At 69.8% G+C, this 26,975-nt stretch carries 31 protein-coding genes; 22 read left to right on the top strand and 9 right to left on the bottom strand.

Annotation, left to right across the window (positions count from 1 at the left end; genetic code table 11):
- Positions 1-141 precede the first annotated feature (141 nt).
- Positions 142-1,287, bottom strand: a complete 1,146-nt coding sequence (locus ACFWW9_RS11445; RefSeq protein ID WP_390374695.1) for an Mrp/NBP35 family ATP-binding protein — start codon at positions 1,285-1,287, stop codon at positions 142-144.
- Positions 1,288-1,454: 167 nt separating this feature from the next.
- Between ACFWW9_RS11445 and ACFWW9_RS11450 the strand changes: the two genes are divergently transcribed.
- Both ACFWW9_RS11450 and ACFWW9_RS11455 read left to right on the top strand, forming a co-directional pair.
- Complete coding sequence (locus ACFWW9_RS11450) at positions 1,455-1,916, top strand: MarR family winged helix-turn-helix transcriptional regulator (protein WP_390374697.1); 462 nt, start codon at positions 1,455-1,457, stop codon at positions 1,914-1,916.
- Positions 1,913-2,320 carry an NUDIX domain-containing protein gene (locus ACFWW9_RS11455; RefSeq protein WP_390374699.1) on the top strand — a complete coding sequence of 136 codons (408 nt, stop codon included), beginning with the start codon at positions 1,913-1,915 and terminating at the stop codon, positions 2,318-2,320. Before ACFWW9_RS11450 ends, ACFWW9_RS11455 begins: the two co-directional genes overlap by 4 nt.
- On the opposite strand, the gene ACFWW9_RS11460 is transcribed toward ACFWW9_RS11455, so the two are convergent.
- A complete protein-coding gene (locus tag ACFWW9_RS11460) occupies positions 2,315-2,848 on the bottom strand; it encodes a DUF1003 domain-containing protein (protein ID WP_390374701.1) in 534 nt (177 codons plus the stop codon). The genes ACFWW9_RS11455 and ACFWW9_RS11460 overlap by 6 nt on opposite strands.
- Positions 2,841-4,094 carry a magnesium transporter MgtE N-terminal domain-containing protein gene (locus tag ACFWW9_RS11465; protein ID WP_390374703.1) on the bottom strand — a complete coding sequence of 418 codons (1,254 nt, stop codon included), beginning with the start codon at positions 4,092-4,094 and terminating at the stop codon, positions 2,841-2,843. The genes ACFWW9_RS11460 and ACFWW9_RS11465 overlap by 8 nt, the downstream gene beginning before the upstream one ends.
- A gap of 66 nt (positions 4,095-4,160) precedes the next feature.
- On the opposite strand from ACFWW9_RS11465, the gene ACFWW9_RS11470 reads away from it, so the two are divergent.
- On the top strand, positions 4,161-5,018 hold the full coding sequence (locus ACFWW9_RS11470) for a PhzF family phenazine biosynthesis protein (protein WP_390374705.1): 858 nt from the start codon (positions 4,161-4,163) through the stop codon (positions 5,016-5,018).
- Here the strand turns inward: ACFWW9_RS11470 and ACFWW9_RS11475 are convergent.
- Together ACFWW9_RS11475 and ACFWW9_RS11480 are read right to left on the bottom strand one after the other, a co-directional pair.
- Entirely contained in the window at positions 4,996-5,865 is an 870-nt protein-coding gene (locus ACFWW9_RS11475; protein ID WP_390374707.1) for an aminoglycoside phosphotransferase family protein, read from the bottom strand. The two genes, ACFWW9_RS11470 and ACFWW9_RS11475, sit on opposite strands and share 23 nt — an antisense overlap.
- Entirely contained in the window at positions 5,862-6,194 is a 333-nt protein-coding gene (locus ACFWW9_RS11480) for a hypothetical protein (RefSeq protein ID WP_390374709.1), read from the bottom strand. The genes ACFWW9_RS11475 and ACFWW9_RS11480 overlap by 4 nt, the downstream gene beginning before the upstream one ends.
- 114 nt (positions 6,195-6,308) lie before the next feature.
- Here ACFWW9_RS11480 and ACFWW9_RS11485 point away from each other — a divergent pair, with 114 nt between their 5' ends.
- The 10 genes from ACFWW9_RS11485 to ACFWW9_RS11530 all read left to right on the top strand — a co-directional run bounded on the left by ACFWW9_RS11485 (position 6,309) and on the right by ACFWW9_RS11530 (position 16,332).
- Complete coding sequence (locus ACFWW9_RS11485; RefSeq protein ID WP_390374711.1) at positions 6,309-7,268, top strand: HpcH/HpaI aldolase/citrate lyase family protein; 960 nt, start codon at positions 6,309-6,311, stop codon at positions 7,266-7,268.
- Between the two features lie 184 nt (positions 7,269-7,452).
- Positions 7,453-7,626 carry a hypothetical protein gene (locus tag ACFWW9_RS11490; protein ID WP_390374712.1) on the top strand — a complete coding sequence of 58 codons (174 nt, stop codon included), beginning with the start codon at positions 7,453-7,455 and terminating at the stop codon, positions 7,624-7,626.
- A 96-nt stretch (positions 7,627-7,722) separates the two neighbouring features.
- Complete coding sequence (locus ACFWW9_RS11495; protein WP_390374714.1) at positions 7,723-8,919, top strand: acyl-CoA dehydrogenase family protein; 1,197 nt, start codon at positions 7,723-7,725, stop codon at positions 8,917-8,919.
- Between the two features lie 88 nt (positions 8,920-9,007).
- Positions 9,008-9,550, top strand: coding sequence for a general stress protein (locus tag ACFWW9_RS11500; protein WP_390374716.1), 543 nt, complete (start codon positions 9,008-9,010; stop codon positions 9,548-9,550).
- A gap of 203 nt (positions 9,551-9,753) precedes the next feature.
- Positions 9,754-11,031 carry an ABC transporter substrate-binding protein gene (locus ACFWW9_RS11505; RefSeq protein WP_390374718.1) on the top strand — a complete coding sequence of 426 codons (1,278 nt, stop codon included), beginning with the start codon at positions 9,754-9,756 and terminating at the stop codon, positions 11,029-11,031.
- Entirely contained in the window at positions 11,028-11,978 is a 951-nt protein-coding gene (locus ACFWW9_RS11510) for a carbohydrate ABC transporter permease (protein ID WP_390374720.1), read from the top strand. Before ACFWW9_RS11505 ends, ACFWW9_RS11510 begins: the two co-directional genes overlap by 4 nt.
- Positions 11,978-12,823 carry a carbohydrate ABC transporter permease gene (locus ACFWW9_RS11515; protein ID WP_390374722.1) on the top strand — a complete coding sequence of 282 codons (846 nt, stop codon included), beginning with the start codon at positions 11,978-11,980 and terminating at the stop codon, positions 12,821-12,823. The genes ACFWW9_RS11510 and ACFWW9_RS11515 overlap by 1 nt, the downstream gene beginning before the upstream one ends.
- 7 nt (positions 12,824-12,830) lie before the next feature.
- Positions 12,831-14,024, top strand: coding sequence for an ABC transporter ATP-binding protein (locus ACFWW9_RS11520; protein WP_390374724.1), 1,194 nt, complete (start codon positions 12,831-12,833; stop codon positions 14,022-14,024).
- Between the two features lie 253 nt (positions 14,025-14,277).
- Positions 14,278-15,168, top strand: coding sequence for an SDR family NAD(P)-dependent oxidoreductase (locus ACFWW9_RS11525; protein ID WP_390374726.1), 891 nt, complete (start codon positions 14,278-14,280; stop codon positions 15,166-15,168).
- 192 nt (positions 15,169-15,360) lie between these two features.
- On the top strand, positions 15,361-16,332 hold the full coding sequence (locus tag ACFWW9_RS11530) for a hypothetical protein (protein WP_390374729.1): 972 nt from the start codon (positions 15,361-15,363) through the stop codon (positions 16,330-16,332).
- On the opposite strand, the gene ACFWW9_RS11535 is transcribed toward ACFWW9_RS11530, so the two are convergent.
- Together ACFWW9_RS11535 and ACFWW9_RS11540 are read right to left on the bottom strand one after the other, a co-directional pair.
- Positions 16,313-17,164 (bottom strand): chromosome partitioning protein ParB, encoded by an 852-nt coding sequence (locus ACFWW9_RS11535; protein WP_390374732.1) that lies wholly within the window; start codon positions 17,162-17,164, stop codon positions 16,313-16,315. The genes ACFWW9_RS11530 and ACFWW9_RS11535 overlap by 20 nt on opposite strands.
- Entirely contained in the window at positions 17,154-17,828 is a 675-nt protein-coding gene (locus ACFWW9_RS11540) for a metallophosphoesterase (protein ID WP_390374735.1), read from the bottom strand. The genes ACFWW9_RS11535 and ACFWW9_RS11540 overlap by 11 nt, the downstream gene beginning before the upstream one ends.
- An 81-nt stretch (positions 17,829-17,909) precedes the next feature.
- On the opposite strand from ACFWW9_RS11540, the gene ACFWW9_RS11545 reads away from it, so the two are divergent.
- The 4 genes from ACFWW9_RS11545 to ACFWW9_RS11560 are packed head-to-tail and all read left to right on the top strand — an operon-like array spanning position 17,910 to position 21,465.
- Positions 17,910-19,169, top strand: a complete 1,260-nt coding sequence (locus ACFWW9_RS11545) for a WXG100 family type VII secretion target (protein ID WP_390374738.1) — start codon at positions 17,910-17,912, stop codon at positions 19,167-19,169.
- Between the two features lie 20 nt (positions 19,170-19,189).
- The gene (locus tag ACFWW9_RS11550; RefSeq protein WP_390374741.1) at positions 19,190-19,534 is read left to right on the top strand and encodes a hypothetical protein; all 345 of its coding nucleotides are present in this window, start codon (positions 19,190-19,192) and stop codon (positions 19,532-19,534) included.
- Positions 19,531-20,331, top strand: a complete 801-nt coding sequence (locus tag ACFWW9_RS11555; protein WP_390374744.1) for an ESX secretion-associated protein EspG — start codon at positions 19,531-19,533, stop codon at positions 20,329-20,331. Before ACFWW9_RS11550 ends, ACFWW9_RS11555 begins: the two co-directional genes overlap by 4 nt.
- Positions 20,332-20,382: 51 nt before the next feature.
- On the top strand, positions 20,383-21,465 hold the full coding sequence (locus ACFWW9_RS11560; RefSeq protein WP_390374747.1) for a DUF2332 domain-containing protein: 1,083 nt from the start codon (positions 20,383-20,385) through the stop codon (positions 21,463-21,465).
- 130 nt (positions 21,466-21,595) lie between these two features.
- On the opposite strand, the gene corA is transcribed toward ACFWW9_RS11560, so the two are convergent.
- A complete protein-coding gene (gene corA / locus ACFWW9_RS11565; protein WP_390374750.1) occupies positions 21,596-22,681 on the bottom strand; it encodes a magnesium/cobalt transporter CorA in 1,086 nt (361 codons plus the stop codon).
- A 319-nt stretch (positions 22,682-23,000) separates the two neighbouring features.
- On the opposite strand from corA, the gene ACFWW9_RS11570 reads away from it, so the two are divergent.
- On the top strand, positions 23,001-23,504 hold the full coding sequence (locus tag ACFWW9_RS11570) for a MaoC family dehydratase (protein ID WP_390374753.1): 504 nt from the start codon (positions 23,001-23,003) through the stop codon (positions 23,502-23,504).
- Between the two features lies 1 nt (position 23,505).
- Complete coding sequence (locus ACFWW9_RS11575) at positions 23,506-24,615, top strand: DUF2332 domain-containing protein (protein ID WP_390374756.1); 1,110 nt, start codon at positions 23,506-23,508, stop codon at positions 24,613-24,615.
- 49 nt (positions 24,616-24,664) lie between these two features.
- Here ACFWW9_RS11575 and ACFWW9_RS11580 read toward each other — a convergent pair whose 3' ends face one another.
- The gene (locus tag ACFWW9_RS11580) at positions 24,665-25,192 is read right to left on the bottom strand and encodes an NUDIX hydrolase (RefSeq protein WP_390374759.1); all 528 of its coding nucleotides are present in this window, start codon (positions 25,190-25,192) and stop codon (positions 24,665-24,667) included.
- Positions 25,193-25,218: 26 nt separating this feature from the next.
- Between ACFWW9_RS11580 and ACFWW9_RS11585 the strand changes: the two genes are divergently transcribed.
- Genes ACFWW9_RS11585 through ACFWW9_RS11595 form a run of 3 tightly spaced genes read left to right on the top strand, consistent with a single transcriptional unit; the run spans position 25,219 to position 26,884 of the window.
- Positions 25,219-25,392, top strand: a complete 174-nt coding sequence (locus tag ACFWW9_RS11585) for a hypothetical protein (RefSeq protein ID WP_385881048.1) — start codon at positions 25,219-25,221, stop codon at positions 25,390-25,392.
- Between the two features lie 38 nt (positions 25,393-25,430).
- Positions 25,431-25,991 (top strand): PH domain-containing protein, encoded by a 561-nt coding sequence (locus tag ACFWW9_RS11590; protein WP_330880611.1) that lies wholly within the window; start codon positions 25,431-25,433, stop codon positions 25,989-25,991.
- A gap of 35 nt (positions 25,992-26,026) precedes the next feature.
- On the top strand, positions 26,027-26,884 hold the full coding sequence (locus ACFWW9_RS11595; RefSeq protein WP_390374762.1) for a PHP domain-containing protein: 858 nt from the start codon (positions 26,027-26,029) through the stop codon (positions 26,882-26,884).
- The last annotated feature ends 91 nt before the right edge of the window (positions 26,885-26,975 follow it).

Here is a 26,975-nt window from a genome sequence, read left to right on the forward strand (position 1 = left end):
GTGTATAAGAGACAGGTCCAAAGAGAGTCCCGCCCGACCACAATTTTAAGGCCGAAATCCCCATGTCAAATCGGCCACGTTCCGTGGCCTGCGTCTGCCGGTTCCAGCGTGGTCGCCAGGTGGCAGCCGGAAGGTGATGGGCTAGCGGCCTGCGGGTGTGACGTTGAGGAGCCTGCCTGCGAGGCCTCGGGAGCGGACTGAGAGTTTCTTCGCCACGTCGGTCAGTACCTGTGCTGCTGCTGATTCCGGGTGGGCCAGGACGATGGGGGTGCCTTCGTCGCCCTGTTCGCGGAGGCGGGGGTCCAGGGGGACCTGGCCGAGTAGTGGTACCTCGGAGCCGATTGCCTTCGTGAGTGAGTCGGCTACTGCTTGGCCGCCGCCTGAGCCGAAGACGTCCATCCTCGTGCCGTCCGGCATTTCCAGCCAGGACATGTTCTCGACGACGCCCGCGATGCGTTGGCGGGTTTGCAGGGCGATCGAGCCCGCGCGTTCCGCTACCTCCGCCGCTGCTTGCTGGGGGGTGGTGACGACGAGGATTTCGCCGTTCGGGACCAGCTGGGCCACGGAGATGGCCACGTCGCCGGTGCCCGGTGGGAGGTCGAGGAGGAGGACGTCCAGGTCGCCCCAGAAGACGTCCGCGAGGAACTGCTGCAACGCGCGGTGGAGCATCGGGCCGCGCCAGACGACCGGGGCGTTGCCGGGGGTGAACATGCCGATGGAGATGAGCTTCACGCCGTGGGACTGGGGCGGCATGATCATCTTTTCCACCTGCGTGGGCCTGGCGTCGGTGCCCAGCATGCGGGGGATCGAGTGGCCGTAGATGTCGGCGTCGACCACGCCGACCGAGAGGCCGCGGGCGGCCATGGCCACGGCGAGGTTGACCGTGACGCTGGACTTGCCGACGCCGCCCTTGCCCGACGCCACGCAGTAGACCCGCGTCAGCGAGCCGGGCTGGGCGAAGGGGATGACCGGTTCCTCGGTGCCGCCGCGCAGGTTCTTGCGCAGGTCGGTGCGCTGCTGGTCGCTCATCACGTCCAGCTCGACCTTCACGGTCGTCACGCCGGGCAGCGCGGTGACGGCCGCGGTGACGTCCTTGGTGATCTTGTCGCGCATGGGGCAGCCCGCGACGGTCAGGTAGATCGCGACGGCCACGGAACCGTCCGCCGCGACGGCGACGTCCTTGACCATCCCGAGTTCGGTGATGGGGCGCCTGATCTCCGGGTCTTGGACGCCGGCCAGCGCCTGCTGGACTTCGTCGACCGACGGAACGGAGTGCGTGGTGGTCACGGGATCGAGCACCGACCTTCGTGGACTGGGAAATGGTGTCGCGGGAAACGCGTGCGTCTGGACAGCCATGCTAGGCGTCCGCCGACACCTCCAAGCTACCGGCCGGTCACCTCGCAGCGCGGGGGCAGCGGTGAGGTGGTCCAGTGCTTTCCGTAACATCCGGCTCCGTGCCGGAATCGGGTAGTTCCCGGTTGCCCAACCGCGATGAGCTCGTGGTGTGGCAATCGTTCCTCCGCGCTCACGCCCGCATCACTCGGACTCTCGAGGCCGAACTGATCGCTGAGCAGCGCCTTTCGCTCGCCGCCTACGACGTGCTCGTCCAATTGGCCGAAGCGCCGCACCACCGCCTGCGCATGACCGAGCTGGCCGACGCCGTGCTGCTGTCGCGGTCCGGCGTGACGCGGCTCGTCGACCGGTTGGAACGGGCTGGTCTGGTGGGGCGCGAGCGCGCCGACGGGGACGGGCGGGGGATCGTGGCCGTGCTGACACCGGCCGGGGTGGAGCGGTTGCGGGTGGCCGCCGGGACGCACCTGACCGGGGTGGCGCGGCACTTCGCGGAGGGGTTCGACGCCGACGAGCTGGACGCGTTCGGCGTGACGTGCCGTCGGCTCGCGGAGGAGAACGCGTGACCGCGCCGGTGATCTCGGTGGTGGGCCTGGTGCACGTGCGCGACGGGCGGCTGCTCGTGGTGCGGTCGCGGACGAAGGGCGCGTTCTACCTGCCCGGCGGGAAGCTCGAACCGGGGGAGACGCCCGTGCAGGCGCTGCACCGGGAAGTGCTGGAGGAACTCGGGGTCCGGGCGCTCGACGTGGCCGGGCACCGGCGGTACCTGGAGCCCGCGTACGGCGAGGGCCCGGACGCGCTGGTGGACATGGAGTGCTTCACCGGCGGGCTGGACGGCCCGCCGGTGCCGAGCGGGGAGATCGCGGAGGTGCGGTTCGTGACGTCCGCCGAGTACGCGGCCCACCCCGAGACCGCGCCCGCGATCACCCGGCTGCTCGCCGACCTCGTCGCCGACGACCTGGTGTCATGACGGGACGTCGTCCCACCGCGGGTCGTCCCTGATCAGTTCCGGCGTCGGGTTCTTGTGGCGCTTCTTGGTGTTCTCCTTGAACAGCCGCTCCAGCTCGCCGCGCAGGAAGTCGCGGGTGGCGACCTCGCCCAGCGCCAGCCGGACGGCGGCCAGCTCCCGCGCGAGGAACTCGGTGTCCGCCTTGGTCTGCGCGGACCGGGCCCGGTCTTCCTCCAGCGACACGCGGTCCCGGTCGTCCTGGCGGTTCTGCGCCAACAGGATCAGCGGCGCGGCGTAGGCGGCCTGCGTGGAGAACGCCAGGTTCAGCAGGATGAACGGGTACGGGTCCCAGCGCAGCGACACCGCGAACAGGTTCAGCGCGATCCACGCGATCACCAGCACCGACTGCCAGAACAGGAACTTGCCGGTGCCGAGGAACCGGGCGAGCCGCTCGGAGACGCGGCCGAACGCCTCGGGGTCGATGGCGAGGCGGAACCTGCCGGTGCGCTTGGGCTGGTCGAGTCGACGACCGGGTGGCAGTTCAGGCATGGGAGAGCCCCGTTTCGCGCCAGTTGTCGGGCAGCAGGTGGTCCAGCACGTCGTCGACGGTCACCGCGCCAAGCAGGTGGTCGGTGTCGTCCACGACCGGCGCGCAGACCAGGTTGTAGGCGGCGAAGTAGCGCGTCACCTCGGCCAGCGACGCGGTCGGCGACAGCCGGGCCAGGTCGGTGTCGAGCACCCCCGCCACGAGGTCGAACGGCGGTTCGCGCAGCAGCCGTTGGATGTGGACGCAGCCGAGGTAGCGGCCGGTCGGCGTCGCGGACGGCGCGCGGCACACGAACACCATGCTCGCCAACGCGGGCGTGAGGTCCGGGTTGCGGACGCGGGCCAGCGCCTCGGCGACCGTCGCGTCCGGCGACAGCACCACCGGTTCCGGCGTCATCAGACCGCCCGCGGTGTCGAAGTTGTACTCCAGCAGCCGTTTCACCGGCGCGGACTCCTCCGGCTCCATCAGCCCGAGCAGCCGGTCCTTGTCCACCTCGGACAGCTCGGCCAGCAGGTCCGCCGCGTCGTCGGGGTCCATCGCCTCCAGGATGTCCGCCGCGCGCTCGTCGTCCAGGTACGCCAGGAGGTCCTTCTGGTCCTCTTCGGGCAGTTCCTCGATGATGTCCGCGAGCCGCTCGTCGTCCATCGCGTCCGCGACCTCGTAGCGGCGCTTGGCGGGCAGGTCGTGCAACGTCGTCGCCACGTCCACCGCGCGCATGGTCTCGAACACCGTCAGCAGCTCCTGCGCGCCCTGCGGCTGCCCGGTCAGCTCGGAGACGCTGACGCCGCTGATCTCCTCCCACCGCAGCACCTGCACCGGTCCGCGCCGCGACAGCCGCCCGGTGCGCTCGCGCACGGCGACCTTGATCACCCGCCAGTCCTTGGTGCGCGTCGGTTCCATCGCGGCGTCCACCAGCACCGCCGGACTGCCGTTGTCGAGCCGGACCCGCGCGTCGAGGAGCTGCCCGACGACGAGGACCTCGTTGGTGCGCTGGTGGAACTGGCGCAGGTTCACCGACCCCGTGGCGAGCGTCACGGCGTTCGGCTCGATCGCGTTGACCCGCAGCATCGGCACGAAGATGCGCCGACGGGTCGCCAGTTCCAGCACCATGCCGAGCACCCGAGGGGGCTGCCGGTCGATGCGGAGTCCGATGACGATGTCACGTGCTTTGCCGATGGACTCGCCGTCCGGTCCGAAGACCGGGAGACCGGCGAGCTGAGCGGCGAAAACCCTGTTCACGGCGACCACGTGGCCAGGTTAACCGGCGGTCGGTGTGGACGCTGTGCCGGCGGCGGGAGGTCTACCGTGGTCGGTGTGCTGCTACCCGGAGCCACCCTGCGCTACGACGTCGTGGACGTGTTCACGAACCGCGCCTTCTCGGGCAACCCCCTGGCCGTGGTCCACGGTGCCGACGACCTGGACGACTGGCAACTCCAGGCCGTCGCGGCCGAGTTCGCCCTGTCCGAGACGGCGTTCCCCCTGCCGTCGACCGAGGCCGACTACCGCCTGCGGATCTTCACGCCCGCGGCCGAACTGCCGTTCGCCGGTCAGCCCAGCATCGGCGCGGCCTGGGTCCTGGGCGAAGCCGGTCTGCTGCCCCTGGGTCCGGTCGTCCAGGAGACCGCCGCGGGCCTGCACGGTGTCGTGATCGGCGCGGACGTGGTCGTCCTCGCGGGCGACCGCCCCACGGTCGGCGCGCGCCTCGACCCCGGTCCGCTGGCCACCGCCCTGGGCCTGGAGGAGTCCGATGTGGACACCTCGGTCGCCGCGGGCGTGGCCGGGGCGGGCGCGGACTACACGTTCCTGCCCGTCCACCCCGACGCCGTGGCCCGCGCGACCCCGGACCCGGCGTGGATCGCCGCCCACGCCATCGGCCGCGGCCTGGTGCCGGTGTCGTTCGACGGCCGGGTCGCGCACGTGCGGATGTTCCGCGCCAACGGGTACGAGGACGCCGCCACGGGCGCGGCGGCGCTGGCCCTGGGCTCGTGGCTGGTGGACCGCGGTTTCCTGCCCGAGGGCGGGGACTACGACGTGCACCAGGGCGCGGAGGTCGGTCGACCGTCCACTTTGGTCTGCGTCGTCACGGCGGTCGACGGCCGGGCGCAGGAGGTCGGCGTCGGCGGGCAGGTGGTCCCGGTGGCGACCGGGACTATCCGGGTGCCCCAGCGCTGAGCCGTTCCGCCACTTCCCTAGCGATCCCGCCGAACCGGTCCACGCCCGCTTTGAGAGCCCACAGCTCGCCCTCGACGGCCCGGACGACCGCCCACGCGCACGCCCGTTCCAGGTCCAGCCCGCCGATCTCGGCCACGGCCCGAGCCCGGTCCCACGTGCCGCGCCGACCGTCCATCTCGCCGAACCTGTTCCACAGCAACGGCAGCAGGCAGAACTCCGGGTCGCCCGCCCACGGCTTCGGGTCGATCATCAGCCACGGTTCGCGGTCGCCCGCGAGCACGTTGCCGTAGTGCAGGTCGCCGTTGACGAGCGTGCGCCCGGCGTCGGCCGTCAGGTCGCGGGCCAGCCCGACGGCCCGATCGAGCAGCGATTTCGGCACTGGGTTCCCCAACGCGGCGGCGTCGGCCGCGAGGTCGCCGAACGACACCGCGCCGACCTCCGGCGGGGCCGGGTGCCGCAGGTCCCGGATCAGGCCGCCCGCCACCTGCACGGCGACCTCGATCGGCACGTCCTCCAGCGTCCGGGTGTGGTCCAGGCGTTCGAGCAGCAGCGCGCCGTGCTCGCCGTCGTGCTCCAGCAGCCGCACGACCCCGCGGCCGTCCCACACCCGCAGCGCCAGCGCCTCGTGCTCGGTCTCGACGTCCTGCCAGGTCAGCTTGAGCGCCGCCGCCGTGCCGTCCGCTCGGCGCACGGGCAGGACGACCGCCACGAACCCGTTGAGCAGGTCGCCGTCCGGGGCGAGCCGCCAGCGCGCGCAGAACTCCGCGGCGAGCCTCGGCAGCGTCGCCACCCACTCCGGCGCGCCGTCGCCGAGCCCCTCGCCGAAGCCCTCCGGCACGGTGATCACGCCAGTTCCAGCCGGTAGACCTCGGTCCACGCCGCCGCGCCGTTCAACCGGGCCGCCGTCAACGCGGCGATCGTGTCCTCGTCCGGGTCGACCAGCCGGGCCACGGCCGGGGCCTCCAGCAGGTGCGAGTGCGTGGTCGGCGAGCGCACGGTGATCGTCACGGCGAGCCCGTCCGCCAGTCCGGGGACCTCCTGGTCGCCGCCGACGGCCACCCACACCGAGTCGTCGCGCCACAGCGACCACACCAGCCGACCCCGGCGTTCCGGCACGGCGACCCACACCGCGGCGGCCTTGCGCAGCGCGGCGTCCATGATCTGTGCGGTCTCCACCGATCAAGCGTCCCACGGACCTGTGAATCGGGACTCAGTGACAGGCGGCGGAACTTCGGTCGTGCCACGGTGAGCCGGACAAGTTGTTACCGGCTGGTACGAGGAGGTACCCCAGTGGTCGACCAGCAGCGCCCCCGTCGCTCGTGCCTCGCGGTTCCGGGGTCGAGCCAGAAGATGATCGACAAGGCGCGCACGCTGCCCGCGGACCAGGTCTTCCTCGACCTGGAGGACGCCTGCGCCCCGCTGGCCAAGCCGGACGCCCGCAAGACCATCGTGGCCTCGCTCAACGAGGGCGGCTGGGGCGACAAGGCCCGCGTCGTGCGGGTCAACGACTGGACCACCGAGTGGACCTACCGCGACGTGACCGAGGTCGTGGAGGGCGCGGGCGCGAACCTCGACTGCCTCATGCTGCCGAAGGTGCAGACGGCGGAACAGGTGCACGCGCTGGACCTGCTGCTGACGCAGATCGAGAAGACCATGGGGTACGAGGTCGGCAAGATCGGCATCGAGGCGCAGATCGAGAACGCCCAGGGGCTGGTGAACGTCAACGCCATCGCCACGGCGTCGCCGCGGGTGGAGACGATCATCTTCGGGCCCGCGGACTTCATGGCGAGCATCAACATGAAGTCGCTCGTGGTGGGGGAGCAGCCGCCCGGTTACGACGTGGGCGACGCGTACCACTACATCCTCATGCAGATCCTGATGGCCGCTCGCGCCAACGACCTCCAGGCCATCGACGGCCCGTACCTCCAGATCCGCGACGTGGACGGGTTCAAGCGCGTGGCCGGCCGGTCGGCCGCACTCGGCTTCGACGGCAAGTGGGTCCTGCACCCCGGCCAGATCGACGCGGCGAACGAGACGTACAGCCCGTTGCAGGAGGACTACGAGCACGCGGAGAACATCCTCGACGCCTACGAGCACTTCACCTCCGAGGCGGGCGGCCGCCGCGGCGCGGTGATGCTCGGCGACGAGATGATCGACGAGGCCAGCCGCAAGATGGCCCTCGTCATCTCCTCCAAGGGCCGCGCCGCGGGCCTGACCCGCCAGTCCCCGTGGAGCCCGCCGGAGGCGTGAGAGCTCCCCGTTCCGGACCCGCGAGCCGGGTCCGGAACGGGTGTTCGCCGTTGTGGCGCAGGTCATCCCCCTCACTACGCGCGAGCACGGGGTCGTCACGGGTTGCGTCCGGATTCGGTGAGGTGTCGCACAAACCCCGTCGCGGATTGGCGATCTTGGGGTGCCGCCTGCGCATGCTGCCGGTATGTCACGAGCACGTCACGCTGAGGCCCGGCAAGGTTTCCGACTGTTCCGCAGGCGCAAGGACGACCTGCTGGAGCGCAGCATCCGCTCCTGTCCCGGCTGCGACGCCGAGGTGCACGTCTTCGCCGACGTGTGCCGTCACTGCGGTGGGGAGTTGGAGGTCTTCGCCGCCTGATCGGTTCAGGGGGTGGGGTGGGCCACCTTCGGGACGCGAACGGTCGTTAACCGGGCCATACTCACCGGTAACCCAAGGCGACGAAGGGAAACTGCGATGGCGCGGCTGGCCCAGACCGGTGGACTCACCGAGATCCAGGACGAGATCCTGGCAACGGTCCGCACCTTCGTGGACAAGGAGATCATCCCGCACGCCCAGGCGTTGGAGCACGGGGACACGTACCCCGCCGACATCGTCGAGGGCATGAAGGAGATGGGGCTGTTCGGGCTCACGATCCCGGAGGAGTTCGGGGGGCTCGGGGAGTCGCTGCTGACCTACGCGCTGGTGGTCGAGCAGATCGCGCGCGGGTGGATGAGCGTCTCCGGGGTGATCAACACGCACTTCATCGTGGCGCACATGCTCAAGCAGCACGGCACCGACGAGCAGAAGGCTAAGTACCTGCCGCGGATGGCGACCGGCGAGGTGCGCGGGTCGTTCTCCATGTCCGAGCCGGAGCTGGGGTCCGACGTGGCCGCCATTCGGACGAAGGCCGTCAAGGACGGCGACGACTTCGTCGTCAACGGGCAGAAGATGTGGCTGACCAACGGCGGCAGTTCGAACCTGACGGCCGTCCTCGTCAAGACCGACGAGGGAGCCGACAAGCCGCACAAGAACCTGACGGCGTTCCTGGTGGAGAAGCCGGAGGGCTTCGGCGAGGTCGCGCCCGGCCTCACGATCCCCGGCAAGATCGACAAGATGGGCTACAAGGGCGTCGACACCACGGAGATGGTGTTCGACGGCTTCCGGATCAGCCCCGAGCAGGTGCTCGGCGGGCAGACCGGGCAGGGCTTCAGCCAGATGATGGACGGCGTCGAGGTCGGGCGGGTCAACGTGGCCGCGCGCGCGTGCGGCATCGCGATCCGGGCGTTCGAGCTGGCGATCGAGTACGCGCAGCAGCGCAAGACCTTCGGCAAGCCGATCGTCGAGCACCAGGCGATCGCTTTCAAGCTCGCCGAGATGGCGACCAAGGTCGAGGCCGCGCACCTGATGATGGTCAACGCCGCCCGACTCAAGGACTCCGGCGCGCGCAACGACGTCGAGGCCGGCATGGCCAAGCTGATCGCGTCGGAGTACTGCGCCGAGGTCACGCAGGAGGCGTTCCGCATCCACGGCGGCTACGGGTACTCGAAGGAGTACGAGATCGAGCGCCTGATGCGCGAGGCCCCGTTCCTCCTCATCGGCGAGGGCACGAGCGAGATCCAGAAGACGATCATCAGTCGCGGCCTCCTGAGGGACTACCGCACCAGGGGCTGACCGGTCACGATCGCGTCGAGTTCGGCGAACCCGCTTCGCACTGTTTGCCCCGTGTTGGCAGGATGGGGTAGATCAGCACCGCGAAGAGGTGGTCACCTTGACGAGTCAGTTCTCCGGTCAGAACCGACCAGGGGTTCCGCCCCGGTTGCCCACGCCGCCCACCGGCTGGCCGATCGGGTCCTACGCCACCTACGAGGAGGCCCAGCGCGCGGTCGACTTCCTGGCCGACGGCGCGTTCACCGTCCAGGACGTCACGATCGTGGGCGTCGACCTGATGCTCGTCGAACGCGTGACGGGTCGCCTCACGTGGGGGCGCGTCCTCGGGACGGGCGCCGCGTCGGGCGCGTGGTTCGGCCTGTTCGTCGGCGTCCTGCTCAGCCTGTTCAACAGCAGCGCGGGCGCGAGCGCCGGGCCGATCCTGGTCGGCCTCACGATCGGCGTGGTCTTCGGTCTCGTGTTCGCCGCGGTCGGGTACGCGTCCGCGCGCGGCAAGCGCGACTTCCAGTCGGCGAGCCAGCTCGTCGCGGGCCGGTACGACGTGCTGTGCCAGCCGCGGTCGGCGGAGCAGGCGCGTGACCTGCTGGCCAAGCTGGCGCTCCGTCCTGTAGGGCCGAAAGACTCGAAAGATTAGGGGTTTAGCGGCAGTCTTGATCGGGTAGCGGCTGCTCGCGACTGAATCGTTGCCTGCCCTGGTTGCGGCACCTGATCACCAGGCCTACGTTTCTTCCACCGGTCCACGGCCTGCGTCAGCAGTCCGGGGCCGGTGAGGCACGACGGGGTGCCGGACTCAGCACGTCTGGCTCCTCCGTGGTTTGTCGGAAGGAGGCAAGGCCGATGAGGGACGTCGACCGGTCAGGTCGTAGCCGAAAACCACGCCATCGGATCGCCGCGGCTCTGGGGGCCGCGATCGTCGCGGCTCCGGTGCTCGTGGCATGCGGGTCCAGCGATGGCGGCATCACGATCAACGTGTACAAGTACCCGCAGGAGAGTTTTCAAAAGATCGTCGACCAGTGCAACTCGAAGTCGGGCGGTCGCTACACCATCGTCTACAAGAAACTCCCCCGCGAGGCCGACGGCCAGCGCGAGCAGATGGTGCGACGACTGGCCGCCGAGGACACCAGCATGGACGTGCTGGCGCTCGACGTGACGTGGACGGCCGAGCTGGCGAAGGCCGGGTGGATCAAGGAGTTCACCGGGTCGGCGAAGTCCCAGGTGGAGGAAGGCACCCTCCAGACCCCGCTGGACACCGCGAGCTACGAGGGCAAGCTGTACGGCGCCCCGGACAACACGAACGTCCAGCTGCTCTGGTACCGCGGCGACCTCGTCCCGACCCCGCCGAAGACGTGGGACGAGATGATCCAGATGGCGGACGCCCTCAAGAAGGAGAGCAAGCCCGGCCTGATCGAGGGACAGGGCAAGCAGTACGAGGGCCTCGTCGTCCTCTACAACACCCTCGTCAACTCCGCGGGCGGCAAGATCCTCGACGAGAACGGCACCAAGGCGATCATCGACGACGGCGCCGTGAAGGCGTTGGAGACGTTGAAGAAGTTCGCGACGTCCGACGTCGTCGACCCGTCGTTCTCCAACGCGGCCGAGGACGACGCGCGCCTCGCGATGGAGGCGGGCAAGGCGGCCTTCATGCTCAACTGGCCGTACGTGTACGCGGCGGGCTCGAAGAACGCGGACTACATCAAGAACCTGAAGTGGGCCCCGTACCCGTCCGTCGGCAGCGGTGACTCCAAGGTCACCGTCGGTGGCATCAACTACGCCGTGAGCAACTACACGACTCATCCCGACGAGTCGTTCGACGCCGTGATGTGCTTGCGCAGCGCGGAAAGCCAGAAGTACGCGGCCATCAACGACGGCGTCCCGCCGACCATCGAGTCGGTGTACGACGACCCGGAGATGGCGAAGCCGTACCCGATGAAGGACGCGATCCTGGAGACGCTGAAGACCGCGAGCGTGCGCCCGCGGACCCCGGCCTACCAGAACGTCTCGACGGTCATCTCGACCATCCTCTCGCCTCCCGCGAGCATCGACCCGAAGGCCACGGCCGACCGCCTGCGCTCCGAACTCCAGGACGCGCTCGACTCCAAGGGGGTGCTGCCGTGAGCCAGACGACCACCGAACGAGCGGGCGGAGCGGTGAAAGCCGCCGAGCCCAAGAAGAAGGCGGTGCTGAGCGAGGGCAAGAAGGCCGAGCGCAAGCTGGGCCTGCTGCTCGTCGCGCCCGCCGCGATCATCATGGTCGCCGTGACGGCGTGGCCGATCATCTACTCGGTCTACCTGTCGTTGCAGCGCTACGACCTGAAGTTCCCCGACAAGCAGGAGTTCGTCGGGCTGGACAACTACGTCACCGTGCTCTCCAGCCCGTACTGGTGGAACGCGGTGTGGGTCACGGTCGTCATGACGGTCGTGTCGGTCGTCATCGAACTGGTGCTGGGCATGGCGCTGGCGCTGATCATGCACCGCACGCTGGTCGGTCGTGGGATCGTCCGCACCTCCACGCTGATCCCGTACGGCATCGTCACGGTCGTGGCCGCGTTCTCCTGGCGCTACGCCTGGACGCCCGGCACCGGCTACCTGTCCGAGCTGCTGGGCGGCGAGCCCGTGCTGACGGAGAAGATCCCGGCGCTGGCCGTGGTCATCCTGGCCGAGGTCTGGAAGACCACGCCGTTCATGGCGCTGCTGCTGATGGCGGGCCTGGCGCTCGTGCCGGACGACCTGCTCAAGGCCGCCGCGCTGGACGGCGCCACGGGCTGGCAGCGGTTCACCAAGGTGATCCTGCCGCTGATGAAGCCCGCGATCCTCGTCGCGCTGCTGTTCCGCACGCTCGACGCGTTCCGGATCTTCGACAACCTGTTCGTGCTCACCGGCGGGTCGCAAGGCACGTCGTCGGTGTCGATGCTGACGTACAACAACCTCATCAAGGGGTTGAACCTCGGCATCGGGTCGACGATGTCGGTGCTGATCTTCATCGCCGTCGCGATCATCGCGTTCGTCTTCATCAAGCTGTTCGGCACGGCTGCCCCTGGTAGCGACGACGGGGGGAAGCGCTGATGGCGGGCATCGGTGGAGCCGAGACGACGGCCAAGAAGACCCGCTGGGGCATCCTCAACGCGGTCGTGGTGATCTACGCGCTGTTCCCGGTGCTGTGGATCGTGTCGCTGTCGTTCAAGTCCAAGGCCACGCTCGCGGACGGCAACTTCTTCCCGCGCGAGTGGACCTTCGACAACTACTCGGAGATCTTCAAGACCACGGAGTTCGTGCGGGCGCTGGCGAACTCGATCGGCATCGCGCTGATCGCGACCGCCGTCGCCGTCGTGTTCGGCACGATGGCGGCGTACGCCATCGCCCGGCTCGACTTCCCCGGCAAGTCGCTCCTGGTCGGCGTCTCCCTGCTGATCGCGATGTTCCCGCAGGTGTCGCTGGTGTCCCCGCTGTTCGAGATCGAGCGCTCGCTCGGCCTCTTCGACACGTGGCCCGGCCTGATCCTGCCGTACATCACGTTCGCGCTGCCGCTGGCGATCTACACGCTGTCGGCGTTCTTCCGGGAGATCCCGTGGGAGCTGGAGAAGGCCGCCAAGATGGACGGCGCCACGCCCGGCCAGGCCTTCCGCAGGGTCATCGCCCCGCTGGCCGCGCCCGGCGTGTTCACCACCGCCATCCTGGTGTTCATCTTCTGCTGGAACGACTTCCTCTTCGCGATCTCGCTGACCTCGACGGAGAAGTCGAGGACGGTCCCGGTCGCGCTGTCGTTCTTCACGGGCAGCTCCCAGTTCGAGGACCCGACCGGGTCGATCGCGGCGGCCGCCGTGGTGATCACGATCCCGATCATCCTGTTCGTGTTGTTCTTCCAGCGCCGAATCGTCGCGGGGCTGACCTCCGGCGCCGTCAAGGGGTGAGTTGCACATGGCCGAAATCGTTCTGGACAAGGTGACCAAGAAGTACCCGGACGGCGCCCTGGCCGTCCAGGAGTGCGACATCGACATCGCCGACGGCGAGTTCATCATCCTCGTCGGCCCGTCGGGGTGCGGGAAGTCCACCACCCTCAACATGATCGCGGGCCTGGAGGACATCACCACCGGCGAGCTGCGCATCGGCGGCGAGCGCGTCAACGAGCGCGCGCCGAAGGACCGGGACATCGCGATGGTGTTCCAGTCCTACGCCCTGTACCCGCACATGACCGTGCGGGAGAACATGGCGTTCCCGCTGCGACTGGCCAAAGTGGACAACGCGACCGTCGAGAAGAAGGTGAACGACGCCGCGGACATCCTCGACCTCGGCCAGCACCTCGACCGCAAGCCGTCCAACCTCTCCGGTGGGCAGCGGCAGCGCGTCGCGATGGGCCGGGCGATCGTCCGCAGCCCCAAGGCGTTCCTCATGGACGAGCCGCTGTCCAACCTGGACGCCAAGCTGCGCGTCCAGATGCGGACGTCGGTGTCGCGGCTGCAGAAGCAGCTCGGCACGACCATGGTCTACGTGACGCACGACCAGACCGAGGCGATGACCCTCGGCGACCGCGTGGTCGTCATGCGCGGTGGGGCGATCCAGCAGATCGGCGCCCCGCAGTACCTGTACGACCACCCGGCCAACCTGTTCGTGGCGGGGTTCATCGGCTCGCCGTCGATGAACTTCGTGCCCGCGGCGTTGGAGAACGGGCTGCTCCGCTCGCCGCTGGGCGACGTGCAGCTCACCGACCGGATCCGCCGGATGGCCGAGGCGTCCGACGCGCCCCGCGAGGTGATCGTGGGCATCCGCCCCGAGCACTTCGAGGACCTCCGGCTCGTCGAGGAGCACCAGCGCGGCAGCGGGCACACGTTCACCAGCAACGTCGACGTGCTGGAGTCCATGGGCTCGGACAAGTTCGCCTACTTCACCCTCTCCGGCGAGCAGGCGACGTCGGCCGAGCTGGCCGAGCTGGCGGCCGACTCCGGCACGTCCGAGGCGGGCACCGGCGGCGGCGCGGGCGTCCCGATCGTCACGCGCATCTCCGCGGCGTCCGGCGCCACGGAGGGCCAGCAGGCCGAGATCTGGTTCAACGCCGACAAGGTGCAGCTGTTCGACCCGGCCAGCGGGAAGAACCTGACCTTCTCGGAGGACTAGTCCGACGCTTCACCGAAAGCGGGTCACCCACCGGGTGGCCCGCTTTCTCTTTTGGTGAACCCGGTGTCACGGTCGGTTACTGACTAGTCATGTTCACTAGTCCGAACGAACTTCCTACGGCCATTCAGCGCAGCCCAGCGACTTCTCGTCGAAACAACACCGGGGCGACTTCGGAACCGGCTCACGCTGGTCGAAGCGGGAAACATCCCGGCTGGGTTTTCGTCGGGGAACCGGGACGAGAGTTGGGCGCGCTATGGGGATTCTGGACGGGAAAGCAGTGGTCATCACGGGTGCCGGGCGCGGCCTCGGTGAGGCCTACGCCATGCACGCGGCGCTGGCGGGCGCGTCCGTGGTGGTCAACGACAACGACGGTGACCTGGCCGAACAGGTCGCGGCGCACATCAGGGCCTACGGCGGCACGGCCGTGGCCAGCACGCACACCGTCGCCGACCCGAGCGAGGCCGAGAAGATAATCGGCCTCGCCGTTTCCGAATTCGGCAGGCTGGACGGCCTGGTGAACAACGCGGGCCTGAATTACGAGACCCTCCCGTGGGACGACGACCCGGACACCATCAGGCAGGTCGTCGAGGTCAACCTGCTCGGCGTCATCTACACGGGCATGGCGGCCATGCGCGCGATGCGCGAACACGGCGGCGGCGGGTCGATCGTGAACATCTCGTCGGGCGCGTTCCTCGGCCAGCGCAAACTCGCCACCTATTCCGCGACCAAGGGCGCGGTCGCCTCCCTCAGCTCCTCGTGGGCACTGGACCTGGAGGGCGAGGGCATCCGCGTCAACGCCGTCTGCCCGGTCGCGCACACGCGCATGGTGTGGAAGTCGGAGCGCTCCCTCCGCGCCATCCCGGCCGACCGCCTGCCGGGCAAGGTCGCCCCGCTGGTGATGTTCCTGCTGGCCGACTCGTCGGTCGGCATCACGGGCCAGATCATCCGCTGCAACGGCAGGCAGCTGCACCTCGTCGGCCACCCGTACTTCAAGCAGCCGATCCTGGAGAGCGACACCTGGGACACGACGAGCGTCGAGCGGGCGTTCACCGGCGTCTTCCAGGCCCACCTGGAACCGTTCGGCCTGGAGAAGCGCATGCCCCCACGCCTGCGCGAGATCGTGGAGCCGTCGCAGACGGCGTGAGCGGTGGGGTGGGAGCGCCGAGCGGCGCTTCCACCAGGAGCGCAGGTCCGGCACGGCGTGGGTGATCAGCGGCGGTCTCGACCGCCGCGGTCGACGAGGACGTCGGCAGTGGGATGAATTCGGCGGGAATCTCTTCCGTCCACACGTTCGGGTGATCGCCTTTTTGTCGGTGCTCGATGCCACCATCAGTGCATGGCCGAGCGCACTCCGAAGGTGACCGACTGGCGGCTGGTGGTCCAGTCGCGGCTGGATCGTGTCCGGGCTGACCTGGCGGCGTTGGGGCCTCCTGATCCGGTGGATCCCGAGGGGACCGTGTGGCGGGAGACGGCTGAGCGGGAGGCGGCCGTCGTCGACGACATGCTGACGCGCAAGGAGTCGCGGTGGAAGGCCGTGGCGTCCTGGTGGTCCGGGTGGCACATCGAGCGGGCCTGGCGGTCGTTGCACGAGGCCGAGATCGCGACCGTGGCCGCGGAGAAGGGGTTTCTGGGGCGGATTCCGGGGTTGAAGGCTCGCGTGGCGGCGAACCTGCCCGAGGACGACCCGCGGCGGAAGGCCCTGGAGGAGTTGCGGCCGGGGGAGTTCACGCCCGCGATCGAGCGGGCGATCGTGGTGGACGCGCTGAGAGCCGCCTTCGACAACTCGGACTTCGCGCACGCCGGGTCCCGAGCGTTGCGGAACAAGCTGATCGCGGCGTCGGCGGTGCTGTTCGTGATCAACACCGTGCTGGGGGTGCTGGGGCTGATGAAGCCCGGTCTGCTGCCCATGTGCGTCAGCTCCGAACGCCTGCCGAGCGTGTGCCCCGGCGGTAAGAACTCGTCGGCCGCCGACGTGTGGCTGATCCAACTGCTGGGCGCGTTCGGGGCCGTGTTGGCCGCCGTCGTCTTACTGCTCCGGCGCAGACCGAGCCTCTCGCCGTACGTGATGATCGGCTACCAGGCCGCCATCAAGATCCTGCTCGGCTCCGCGCTCGCCGTGGTGGGCATCCTGGCGCTCGGCGCGGGCGTGACGACGGGGCTGATCGGCATCGCGTCGCAGGCCGCCCTCCTGCTGTGGGCGGTGATCCTGGGGTACTCGCAGCAGCTCGCCACGCGGCTGCTGGACAGCTACGCGGACAAGGTCATGGACCAGGCCAGACCGATGCCCCCTACCGAGGCACCTCGGTAGTCGCGCGGAGGGTGTCGATCACGTCGGTGTCCCACCGGTGGTTGCGGATCAGCCGGTAGCGCTCGCCCGCCACCCACATGTACGCCTCCGTCTCCGGGCGGGCGCCGACCATGTCCGCCTGCCGCAGCAGGTCGACGACCGGGCGGTACTCCTCGGCGTACCAGCGGCGGGCGATGGTGGCGCGGTCCAGGAACGCGCCCTCGTCCTGCATGAGCCGGAACCCCCAGGCCTCGACGTGCTCGCCGAGCTTGGCGTAGTCCCACGGGTCGGCCAGCGAGATCGACGCGCGCGACTCGCCGGTGAGGGGCACGCGCTCCAGGAACAGCCGCCGGTAGTCCTTGACGATCAGGTCGCCCCGGTGGCGGATGCCGTGCGCGTTGATGCGCGTCACGACTTCAGTCACGTAGGCGTCGATCAGCTCCAGGCCCATCGCGTGGGCGACGGACACCCGGTGGTGCCCGTCGACGATGAAGTGGAGGTCCCCGACGCGGTACACGTTGATCGGCGGCACGGACTCGCCCCGCCGCGCTGCCAGCGCCAGGCGCTGCCAGCGTTCCCGCACCCGCGCGGACGTGGGGCGGAAGCGGCGGTCGAAGTCGCGGGTGCGGTCGACGCTGCCGACGATCGAGTCCAAGCGGATCGTCTTGAGGCCGATGCGGCGTTCGCTGACCAGGCCCAACGCGTCCACGACCTCGTCGAACGGCAGCATGATGTTCACGTCGTCGGGCTCGCGGCGCAGCCACGTCGACAGGCGGGACAGCACCTGCTGCCGCCGCATCCTGGTGAAGTCGTTCTCGGCGTCGGCTACCGGGAAGCCGGTGTCACGGCGCATCGCGGACCTCCGAAGACGGGATATCCAGGACTTTGTAGCCGACGACGTTCACGACGCGCGTGTCACCGAGGTGGCGGTCCGGTTTCCGCTCGCCGTGGGGGTGGATGTGCCCGTGCAGCATGAGCGGCGGCCGCAGCCTGCGCACGGTGGAGTGCAGGCACGCGAAACCGCGGTGCGGGGCGTCCTCCTCGTCGCCGCAGTCGCGCGGCGGGGAGTGGGTGAGCAGCACGTCGACGCCGCGCCCGTCCCGCAGCTTCCGCCAGCTCGCCTGGCGGATCATCCGCCGGGACCGTCGGGACTGCTGGCGCTCGGTCCACTGGTTCGGGCCCTCGTTGTAGCGGATCGAGCCGCCGAGGCCCGCGATCCGCAGTCCCGCGACGTCCACGACGCGCTGGTCGGCGTTCATCCCGCCGGTCGGGCCCGGCCAGCGCGAGGGCATCCCGTCCCTGGTCCAGAGGCCGCGGACGTTGGCGTACCCGGTCAGGTCGGTGTCGTGGTTGCCGGGCACGAACACGCACGGCTTGTCCAACGCCGTCGACAGGTACTCCAGGTAGTCGAACGGCAGGTCGCCCGCGGCGACGATCAGGTCCACGTCGTGCTTGCGCACCTGATCGGTCCACAGCTGTTCGACCACTTCGTCCGCGACCGCGAGAACCTTCGGCATCCCACCGAGACTAGTGCGGGATCGGCGGAACTGACCTGTTGTCCGACGCGTCGGATCGGCTAGCTTGCAAGCTCGACATCTATGCCGGGGGAGACGGACGTGGTGGAAAGCGGTGGACTGTTCCAGGGTTTGTTCACCTTCGTGACGCAGGCGGCGAAGGAGTTCGCCGAGACGCGCGCACGGGGGCGTGAGGACGACCGGTACGTGACCGGTGGGACGCACTGGGACGGGTTCAGCCACAAGAACCTGTTCAAGATGGTGTGGGAGAACGCCGACCCGGTCAACGTGGAACGGCTCGCCGACACGTGGACCCGGCAGGGCGACAGCATCGCGAACCGGTCCGACGAGCTCCAGCGCTCCCTCGACAAGCTGATGCAGTTCTGGTCCGGCGCCGCGGCGTCCGAGGCCACCTCAACGGTGAAGCGCAACGTCTCGTGGCTCAACGAGCTGGGCGAGACGGCGGCGAAGATGGCTGGCCCCATCGACAGCGCGGCGGGCGCCCTGCGCTCGGCCCAGCAGCAGATGCCCGCCCCGCCGGAGGGGTTCAGCTGGTCGTCGCTCGGCGGCGGCGCGGCGGCCGGGTTCGCGGTGGGCGGGCCGATCGGCGCGGGCATCGGGGCCATGATCGGCGGCATCGGCTCGATGTTCGGCGGTGCCAGCAAGAAGAAGAAGCTGAAGAGGCGCGCGGTGCAGACCATGCAGCGCTTCGAGAACGCGGCGATGGACGTGGACGGCACGACCCCGTCGTTCACCGGCCCGACGACCGGTCCCGGCGGCGGTGACGGCTCGCCCGCGCCTGGTGGCGGCAGCGGCGGCGTCGGCACCCTCCCGCCCGACCAGCGGCCCCTGCCCGGCAGCCCTGGCGTGCCCGGTGGCGGCGGGACCACGGACCCGTCCGGCGGCCGGGGCGTCACGGTGCCCAGCTTCGTCGGCGGCGCGCACGACCCGCGCTGGTCGGCGTTGACCGGCGGTCCGAACGCCCTGGGCGCGGACGCGCTCGGGCGCGGCCTCGGAGCTGGCGGCGCTGGTGGCGCGGGCAAGTTCGGCGCGGGCCTCGGCGGCCCGTTCGGCGGTCCCGGCGGCCTGCTGGGCGCGCTGCCCGCCGGTGGACGCGGCGCGGGCGGTGTCGGCGCGGGCGCGCGGGACATGCTGCGCGGCGGCAACCGGTTCGGCGCGGGCGGTCGGTTCGGCGCGGGCGGCGCGGGCGCGGCGGGCGGCCCGATGGCCGGTCGCGGCCAGGGCGGCGGCGACGAGGACCGCGAGTACGACCGCCGGTTCCCCCTTGAGGAAGACCTGTTCAGCAGCGACCAGAAGGCCGCCCCGCCGGTCATCGGCCTGTAGACCCGAGAGGAGCAACGATCGTGCACACCCAGGACTCGGGTTCCGCGGGCGGCTGGCAGGTCGAACCGGAGCAGGTCAAGGAGTTCGCGCTCGCCGTGGCGGAGGTGCGCGGCCACTTCGAGGCCATGCGCCGCGACGCCGAGGAGCTGATGCACCCGGCCAACAGCCCGCACATGGGCACCAGCCCGGTCGGCAGCGCGCTGTCGGAGAAGTTCACCGACCGGCTCGCGGGCTCGGACGGCCTGCTGGACCAGCTCGGCGTCGCGCTCAAGCGGATGGACGAGTTCGTCGACAGCGCCGAGCAGACCGTCGCCCGCTACCGGGCCGTCGACGCGAACAACGCCGACTCGCTGCGCACGACGTGACCGAACTGCACCCCTACGAGGTCGACCTCCTCTGCACGTACGCCGAGGTCGAGCCGCCGTTCCCGCTGGAGGTCCCGTCCAGCGGTACGACGGAGCTGGAGCGCTCCGTCGTGTTCCAGGCCGCCCAGCAGACCCTCGAAGCACGGGATCTCGCGACCGAGGGCGGCCCCACGGGCCTCGCGGAGGAGTTCGTCCGGCTGCTGCGCGACCGCACGGGCGCGCTGGACGTGGTCGTGGTGGAGGAGAAGTCGACCACCCGCGCCGTCGTGCTGGTCGACGGCCACACCGCGCTGCTGGCCGTGCAGCGCTCCGACGAGGAGGACGAGGTCGTCCGGCTGCGGTCGCTGACCCTCGACCGGGCCGTCGACGCGCTCGTCCGGCTCGTCCCGGACGTCGAGCAGGCCGGGTCCAGCCCGATCAGCGTGCCCCTGCGGGCGCTGCGGGCCGCCGAGGCCGAGATCGCCCGGCGGATCGAGGACGGCGAGACGTTCCGCGAGGCCGAACTGCCCGACCTGCTGGAGCACAACGGCGTCGACGACCGCGTGCTGCGCCGGATGATCGCCCACCTGCAACCGGTGCTCGGCCAGGGCCAGCTCGGCGCGAGCAGGCCGAACGGGCTGCACGGCGAGGACCGCGAGGACGTCCGGTTCGGCGGCGAGCTGTCGTGGCTGGACACCCCGCGCGGGCGCTACAAGGTGTCGCAGGACGGCGAGTGGGTGAGCGCGAACCCGCTGCCGCGCGAGGACGTCCGCGACACCGTGCGACGACTGCTGGCCCCGCTGCGCCGGGAAGGGTGAAATAGCGTGTCCTGGCGTTCGGAGCAGGGTGAACGGGGTTAGCGTTCTTCCGTGCTCGCCCAGCTCTTCACCGACGCGGCCCAGAGCTGCAAGGGGTCCAGTCCCCTCACCGAGTCCCTGCTCCTGAACGCCGCGGCCGACCTGAGCGCGGGTGGCGTCACCACCCGCGTGATGGCGGGCTACGAACGCGACCGCAAGGGCACGATGCCCGCGCTGCGGTTCGCGGGCGCGCTGCACCGGCTCGTGCTGGAGGGCCGGGCACCCGGCCTGGCCAAGCACTACCCGTCGGTCGGCGGCAGCCCGCACCTCGCCACGCTGTGGGACGCCGTGCTGCCGGTCCTGCGCGAGCACACGGACGAGCTGCGCGCGCGGATCGGCGCGACGGTCGTGCAGACCAACGAGCCGGGCCGCAGCGCCCCGCTGTTCGGCGGCCTCCAGGTGGCCGCGCACGCCGCCGCGGTCGCCGCGGGCCGGGACGAGCCGTTCCCGGTGCGGCTGCTGGAGATCGGCGCCAGCGCCGGGCTCAACCTGCACCCGGACCGGATCGCCTACCGGCTCGGCGACGGCGCGGTCGTGGGCGACCCGGACAGCCCGTTCGTCCTCGACCCCGAGTGGACCGGGCGGCCGTCGGTCGACCTGACGCGGCCGTTGCGGATCGTCGAGCGCGAGGGCTGCGACCTGCACCCGATCGACGTGTCCACAGAGGACGGACGGCTGACGCTGTCGTCGTTCGTGTGGGCGGACCAGCTCCACCGCTGGGACCGTTTGCAGGCGGCGCTGGAGTTGGCCGCCGCCGATCCCGCGCCGGTGCGGCAGGCGACCGGGCCGGACTGGCTGGCGGACCGGCTCGCCGGTCAGGTGCCCGACGTGCTAACGGTCGTGTGGCACTCGGTGGTGTGGCAGTACGTCTCACCGGCGGACAGGGCCGAGGGCCGCGCGATCCTGGCTGACGCCGTGGCGCGCGCGACCCCGGAGGCCCCGCTCGCGTTGCTGGTGTACGAGCCCCGACGCACGCACACCGGCTACGAGTTCCACCTGTTGCTGAAGCTGTGGCCCGCGGGGGTGTCACTGCGCTTGGGCAGTGGCCGCGGCCACGGAGTTCCGTTCAACTGGGAAGAACAGGAATGGGTTTAGGGCTGCTGCGCGATGATCGCGGTGATCATCGTGAGCCAGGCCATGAGGAAGGCGAGCACCCAGAAGCGGGGGTTCGAGAGGATTCGGGTCATGGTGGGACATCCCGTCGGGTCGGGTGGGGACTGGGGGACTAGAGCCAGCGGTTCCGACGAAATATTCGGTAGAGGATGAGGCACGCCACGATGACCGCGGAGATCACCAGCGGGTAGCCGTACTTCCACTTGAGTTCGGGCATGTTCTCGAAGTTCATCCCGTAGACACCGACGACCATCGTCGGCACCGAGATGATCGCGACCCACGCGGAGATCTTCCGCATGTCCGAGTTCTGCTGGAGGGTGATCTTCGCCAGCGTCGCGTCGACGAGCGTGGTGAGCAGCTCGTCGAAGTTCGTGACCCGCTCCGACACCTCGATGAGGTGGTCGTCGACGTCGCGGAAGTACGACCGCACCTGCTCCGGGATGAGCGGCGTGTAGCCCTCGGCCAGGCGGCGCAGCGGGACCGCGAGCGGCATGACCGCGCGCCGCAGCTCCAGCACCTCGCGCTTCATCAGGTAGATCTGGTCCGCGCTGACCCGGCTGCGCGGCGCGAACACCATCGCCTCCATCTGGTCGATGTCGTCCTCGATCCGGGACGTCACGTCGAGGTAGTTGTCCACGACGTGGTCGGAGATCGAGTACAGCACCGCGGCCGGGCCGACCTTGAGCTTCTCGGCGTCGTTCTCCAGGTCCTGCCGGACGACGCTGAGCCCGGAGTGGTTGCCGTGCCGCACCGTCACGACGAAGTCGCGCCCGAGGAACACCATGATCTCGCCGCTCTCGACGATCTCGTTCGCGGTGTCCGGCGACGCGTTCTGCACGTACTTCACGGTCTTGAGGACCATGAACAGCGTGTTGTCGTACCGCTCCAGCTTCGGCCGCTGGTGCGCGTGCACGGCGTCCTCGACGGCCAGCTCGTGCAGCCCGAAGGTCTCGGCGACGCCCTGGATCTGCTCCTCGTCCGGCTCGTGCAGGCCGATCCACACGAAGCCGTCACCGCGCCTGCGGACCTCGTCCACGGCCGCGGTGTGCGTCCACCGGCCGGGCAAGCGCTTGCCGTCCACGTAGACCGCGCAGTCGACGACGTACGCCGACAGGGGCACGGGGATGGGGACGAGGGGAGTGGTGGCGCGCCGAGGCGCACGGCCTCTCAAGCCGCCGAGCGAGGGCAGGTTGCGCATTGGTCCTCCAGGCACACGTCGTGGACGAGCTGACGACGCGCCGGAGCCTCACTGGTTGCTGAGCAGGAGGGGCTCCGACACCGGAGCGTCCCGACCGGTACCGCAGGGGCCGACCGCTAGAGGTGGACCCAACCGATGAGGACGCGGGTGGTACTCGCAGGATGGGGGTCTTTGCTCATGAGTGCGTCCTCACCTCCAAGGGTCGACGGCCACGAGCGGTGGATTCGCTCACAGACCAGTTGCCGAGGGTACTCCCTTGGTGTTTCTACTGTCCCCCCGGCTATCGGGTTTTCGGATCACACACCAATGGAGGCGTGCGGTGCAGTTCGGTCGGTACTACGAGGAGTTCGAGGTCGGCGCGGTCTACAAGCACTGGCCTGGCAAGACCGTGACGGAGTACGACGACCACCTGTTCTGCCTGCTCACGATGAACCACCACCCGCTGCACCTGGACGCGCACTACGCGGCGGAATCGACCGATTTCGGCAAGAACGTCGTGGTCGGCAACTACGTCTACTCATTGCTGCTCGGCATGTCCGTTCCGGACGTTTCGGGCAAGGCCATCGCCAACCTGGAGGTCGAGTCGCTCCGGCACATCAAGCCGACCTTCCACGGTGACACCATCTACGGTGAGACCGAGGTGCTCGACAAGACGCCGTCGAAGTCCAAGGACGATCGCGGGGTCGTATACGTCGAGACCCGCGGGTACAAGCAGGACGGCACGGTCGTCTGCGTGTTCCGGCGCAAGGTCATGGTGCCGAAGGTGTCCTACGGCGAGAGCCGTGGTGGCGAACAACCCGGTAGGCCTGAACCGAAGGAGTGACGTGACCTCTCTGGACCTGGTGCGGAGCAGCCTGGTGCGGTTCGCGGAGGTGGAGGCCGCCGGTGTCTCCCCGCTCTACGAGCACCTCGCGCTCAAGGCCGCCGACGATCCGGAGGTCGCGGGACTGCTGACCGCCGCGAGCGAGGAGTCCGGCCACCCGACGCTCCTGCTCGCGGCGGCCCACCGGCTCCTGCAGGCCGAGCCGTTCCACGAGCTGTCGAACTACTACCCGTCGCTCGGCGGCACCTACGGCGCGGACGAGCGCACGTGGCCGCTGTTCCGCGACTTCGTGCTCCAGCGGGCGGACAAGATGCGCGCGCTGATCACGACCCGCACGAACCAGACGAACGAGGTGCGCCGGGCCGCGCTGCTGTTCCCTGCGGTCGCCGTCGTGGCCAAGCAGGCCGGGTCGCCGCTGGGGCTGCTCGAGGTCGGCACGAGCGCGGGCCTGCTGCTCGGGCTCGACCTGTACGGCTACCGGTACCAGACGCAGCAGGCGGGCCAGCTCGTGAGCGGGCCGCCCAAGGCGTTGCTCGGGCTGCACTGCGCGCTGGAGCTGGCCCCCGGCGTGGAGCTGCCGAAGCTGCCCAAGACGGTCAAGGTCGCCGCGAAGGTCGGTCTGGACCGCGCGCCCGTCGACCTGACCGACGAGGACGCCTACGCGTGGCTGGAGGCCTGCATCTGGGCCGACCAGCCGGAGCGGCTGCGGTACTTCGGCGTGGCCGCGACCGTGCAGCGCAAGGCGCCGCCGGTGTTCGTGGCGGGCGACGCCGTGGACGACCTCGCCAAGGCCGCCGAGCTGGTGCCCGCCGAGCTGCCGCTCGTGGTCGTCACCAGCACCCTGATGCCCTACCTGACGGCTGAGCGGCGGGCGGAGTTCGTGGCCGCGCTCGGCGACCTGGGGCGGCCGGTGTGGTGGATCAGCCACGAGGCCTACGCCGCGGGCCTGGAGCACGTCCTGCCGGGCCGCGACGACCTCCGGCCGGGTCCGGGTGAGCCCGCCTTCGGCGTGCTCGGCACGGCCCACTGGGACGACACGGGGGCCGCGCCGACCGCGCGGGCGTTGGCCAAGACGGGGCTGCACGGTCAGCGGCTCGTCTGGCTGGCGTGATGCGCTCCCACATGCTGGGAGCGAGCCGAACCCGATCGGGTGGGGCCGATCAGCGCCGCGGGAGCTGTCCCCAGTCGTCAAGGGCGGTGTAGAGGCCCTCGGCGAGCAGATCGGCCTCCCGAAGTGTGGTCAAGATCGCAGCGGAGCACCACCGTGCATCCGATGCGTCGTCCCCCGCTAGGAGCACGCCGGATTCCACCTGGCAGAGGTAGTCGTGGATCTCGTAGAAGCCCCTGGCAGCCGGACGGGTGACGGACCCGACCCACGGCCCGACGGTGACGGAGAGTCCCGTCTCCTCGGCCAGTTCCCGCCTCACGGCCTCGTCATCGGCCTCTCCCGGCTCGACTCGGCCACCAGGGATCGACCACAGTCCCTCACCTGGGGGATTCAGGCGTCGCACGAGTAGTAGTCGCCCGTTGGTGTCAAACACGATCCCACCAACGCACCGGATGCTTGGCCGAACGCTCCGCGTCACGACTACCCAACGTAGTCGTACCGGAACGGTGGTGCACCGCACTGACCCATGTGCGGTACAAATCAGCCAACGTGTCGCCGAGTGCGGTACAACGGTTTTCACTGGCGCCAACAGGGTGCGGGTAGCGGATGGGGTTGATCACCGTGAATCTGAAGAAGATTCTCACCTTCGCAGGGGTCGGCTTGGTGCTGTTCTTCCTCATCGCCGAGCCACAGCAAGCGGCTCAGCTGGTGCAGAACATCCTGGCCACGCTCCGGGGAGCAGCTGAGGCGCTCATCACCTTCGTGAAACAATTGTTCTGAGTCGCCCGGCTCCCTCCGACGGCGAGAGGCGGTAGGCCGTGTTCGCTCCGAGAGACCCCGACGAGTACCTGCTCGGTACCGAGCGTCGGGTCATCAGGGTGCGCAGGCACTGGAGCAGCCTCCTGTGGGACATCCTCGAGGCGGCAGCTCTGCTGGCCGGCGCGATGATGATCTCGTACCTGCTGCCCGACAACGCGGGGATCGTCCAGAACGTGCTCTGGTACGCCGCGCTGTTCGTGCTGCTCAGGCTCGCCTACTTCGTGATGGAGTGGTGGGTCGAGCGGATCGTGGTGACCGACAAGCGGTTCATGATCTCCTCCGGGGTCTTCGAGACCAAGGTGGCGATGATGCCGATCACGAAGGTCACCGACCTCACGTACGAGCGCACGGTGCTGGGCCGGATGTTCGGCTACGGCACGCTGGTCGTGGAGTCGGCGGGGCAGATCCAGGCGTTGAACAGGATCGAGTTCCTGCCGAACCCCGAGCAGGTGTACGACGCCATCTCGGAGCTGACCTTCGGCGACAAGAAGGCGCAGGCCGACCGCTTCTCGATGATCAAGGCTCAACGGGTCGCGCGGGGCAAGAAGATGGTGCCGTAGGAACGGAGGTCGAGGCCGTCGGCCACACTGCACGGGTGCGCATCGATCTGCACGCCCACTCGAGCCAGTCCGACGGCACCGACACGCCCGCGGAACTGGTGGCCGCCGCGGCGGCCACCGGCCTCCACGCGGTCGCCATCACCGACCACGACACGTCAGCGGGGTGGCAGGAAGCCGCCGCCGCGCTGCCGCCCGGCCTGCGACTGGTTCGCGGAGCCGAACTGTCGTGCGCATCGACGGACGGCCTCGGCAGGCTGGTCACGGTCCACATGCTCGCCTACCTCTACGACCCCACCTCGGTGGCGATCGTCGAGGAGCAGCTCAGACTCCGGTCCGAGCGCAGACACCGGGTGCGCGTGATGGCGGTCCGCATGGTCGAGGACGGCTTCCCCATCGACCCGGACGAGCTGATGGCGGCGTTGCCCGAAGACGCTCCCGCCGGTCGGCCGCACCTCGCGATGGCGTTGATGCGGGCCGGGGTGGTGGAGAGCGTGAACGAGGCGTTCGCGAAGTACCTGACCGGCGGCCGGTACTACGTGCCGAAGACCGACACACCGGTGGAGCGGGCGATCGAGATGATCGCCGACGCGGGCGGCGTGACGGTGCTGGCCCACCCGTTCGCGGTGTCGCGGGGGCCGATCGTGACGGACCAGGTGGTGGCCGACCTGGCGGCGAAGGGCCTCGGCGGCGTCGAGGTCGACCACCCCGACCACGACCCGGCTACGCGGGACCGGCTGCGGTCGTTGGCGGGAGACCTCGGGCTGCTGGTCACGGGGTCGAGCGACTACCACGGGACGAACAAGACCGTGAGGCTCGGCGCGGAGACCACCGCGCCGGAGATGCTGGACGCGTTGGCGGATCGGGCGACGGGGAGCAAGATCCTGGTCGGATGAGGTGCGAGGGCTTTGACCGGCCTGCCCATCCCACCCACACCCGGCCCGCCTCAGCCAGGGCGATCCCCACGGTGGGCCGCCCGGCTCCGAT

It is taken from the genome of Umezawaea sp. NPDC059074 (genome assembly GCF_042738955.1).
In the GTDB taxonomy this organism is placed as follows: Bacteria; Actinomycetota; Actinomycetes; order Mycobacteriales; family Pseudonocardiaceae; genus Umezawaea.

Bases quoted from the DNA above. Each gene is read 5' to 3' on its own strand.
- ACFWW9_RS11460 (WP_390374701.1), bottom strand. From the start codon at position 2,848: ATGCCTGAACTGCCACCCGGTCGTCGACTCGACCAGCCCAAGCGCACC.
- ACFWW9_RS11490 (WP_390374712.1), top strand. From the start codon at position 7,453: ATGTCACGAGCACGTCACGCTGAGGCCCGGCAAGGTTTCCGACTGTTC.
- ACFWW9_RS11495 (WP_390374714.1), top strand. From the start codon at position 7,723: ATGGCGCGGCTGGCCCAGACCGGTGGACTCACCGAGATCCAGGACGAG.
- ACFWW9_RS11505 (WP_390374718.1), top strand. From the start codon at position 9,754: ATGAGGGACGTCGACCGGTCAGGTCGTAGCCGAAAACCACGCCATCGG.
- ACFWW9_RS11515 (WP_390374722.1), top strand. From the start codon at position 11,978: ATGGCGGGCATCGGTGGAGCCGAGACGACGGCCAAGAAGACCCGCTGG.
- ACFWW9_RS11520 (WP_390374724.1), top strand. From the start codon at position 12,831: ATGGCCGAAATCGTTCTGGACAAGGTGACCAAGAAGTACCCGGACGGC.
- ACFWW9_RS11525 (WP_390374726.1), top strand. From the start codon at position 14,278: ATGGGGATTCTGGACGGGAAAGCAGTGGTCATCACGGGTGCCGGGCGC.
- ACFWW9_RS11530 (WP_390374729.1), top strand. From the start codon at position 15,361: ATGGCCGAGCGCACTCCGAAGGTGACCGACTGGCGGCTGGTGGTCCAG.
- ACFWW9_RS11535 (WP_390374732.1), bottom strand. From the start codon at position 17,164: ATGCGCCGTGACACCGGCTTCCCGGTAGCCGACGCCGAGAACGACTTC.
- ACFWW9_RS11540 (WP_390374735.1), bottom strand. From the start codon at position 17,828: ATGCCGAAGGTTCTCGCGGTCGCGGACGAAGTGGTCGAACAGCTGTGG.
- ACFWW9_RS11545 (WP_390374738.1), top strand. From the start codon at position 17,910: ATGCCGGGGGAGACGGACGTGGTGGAAAGCGGTGGACTGTTCCAGGGT.
- corA (WP_390374750.1), bottom strand. From the start codon at position 22,681: ATGCGCAACCTGCCCTCGCTCGGCGGCTTGAGAGGCCGTGCGCCTCGG.
- ACFWW9_RS11585 (WP_385881048.1), top strand. From the start codon at position 25,219: ATGGGGTTGATCACCGTGAATCTGAAGAAGATTCTCACCTTCGCAGGG.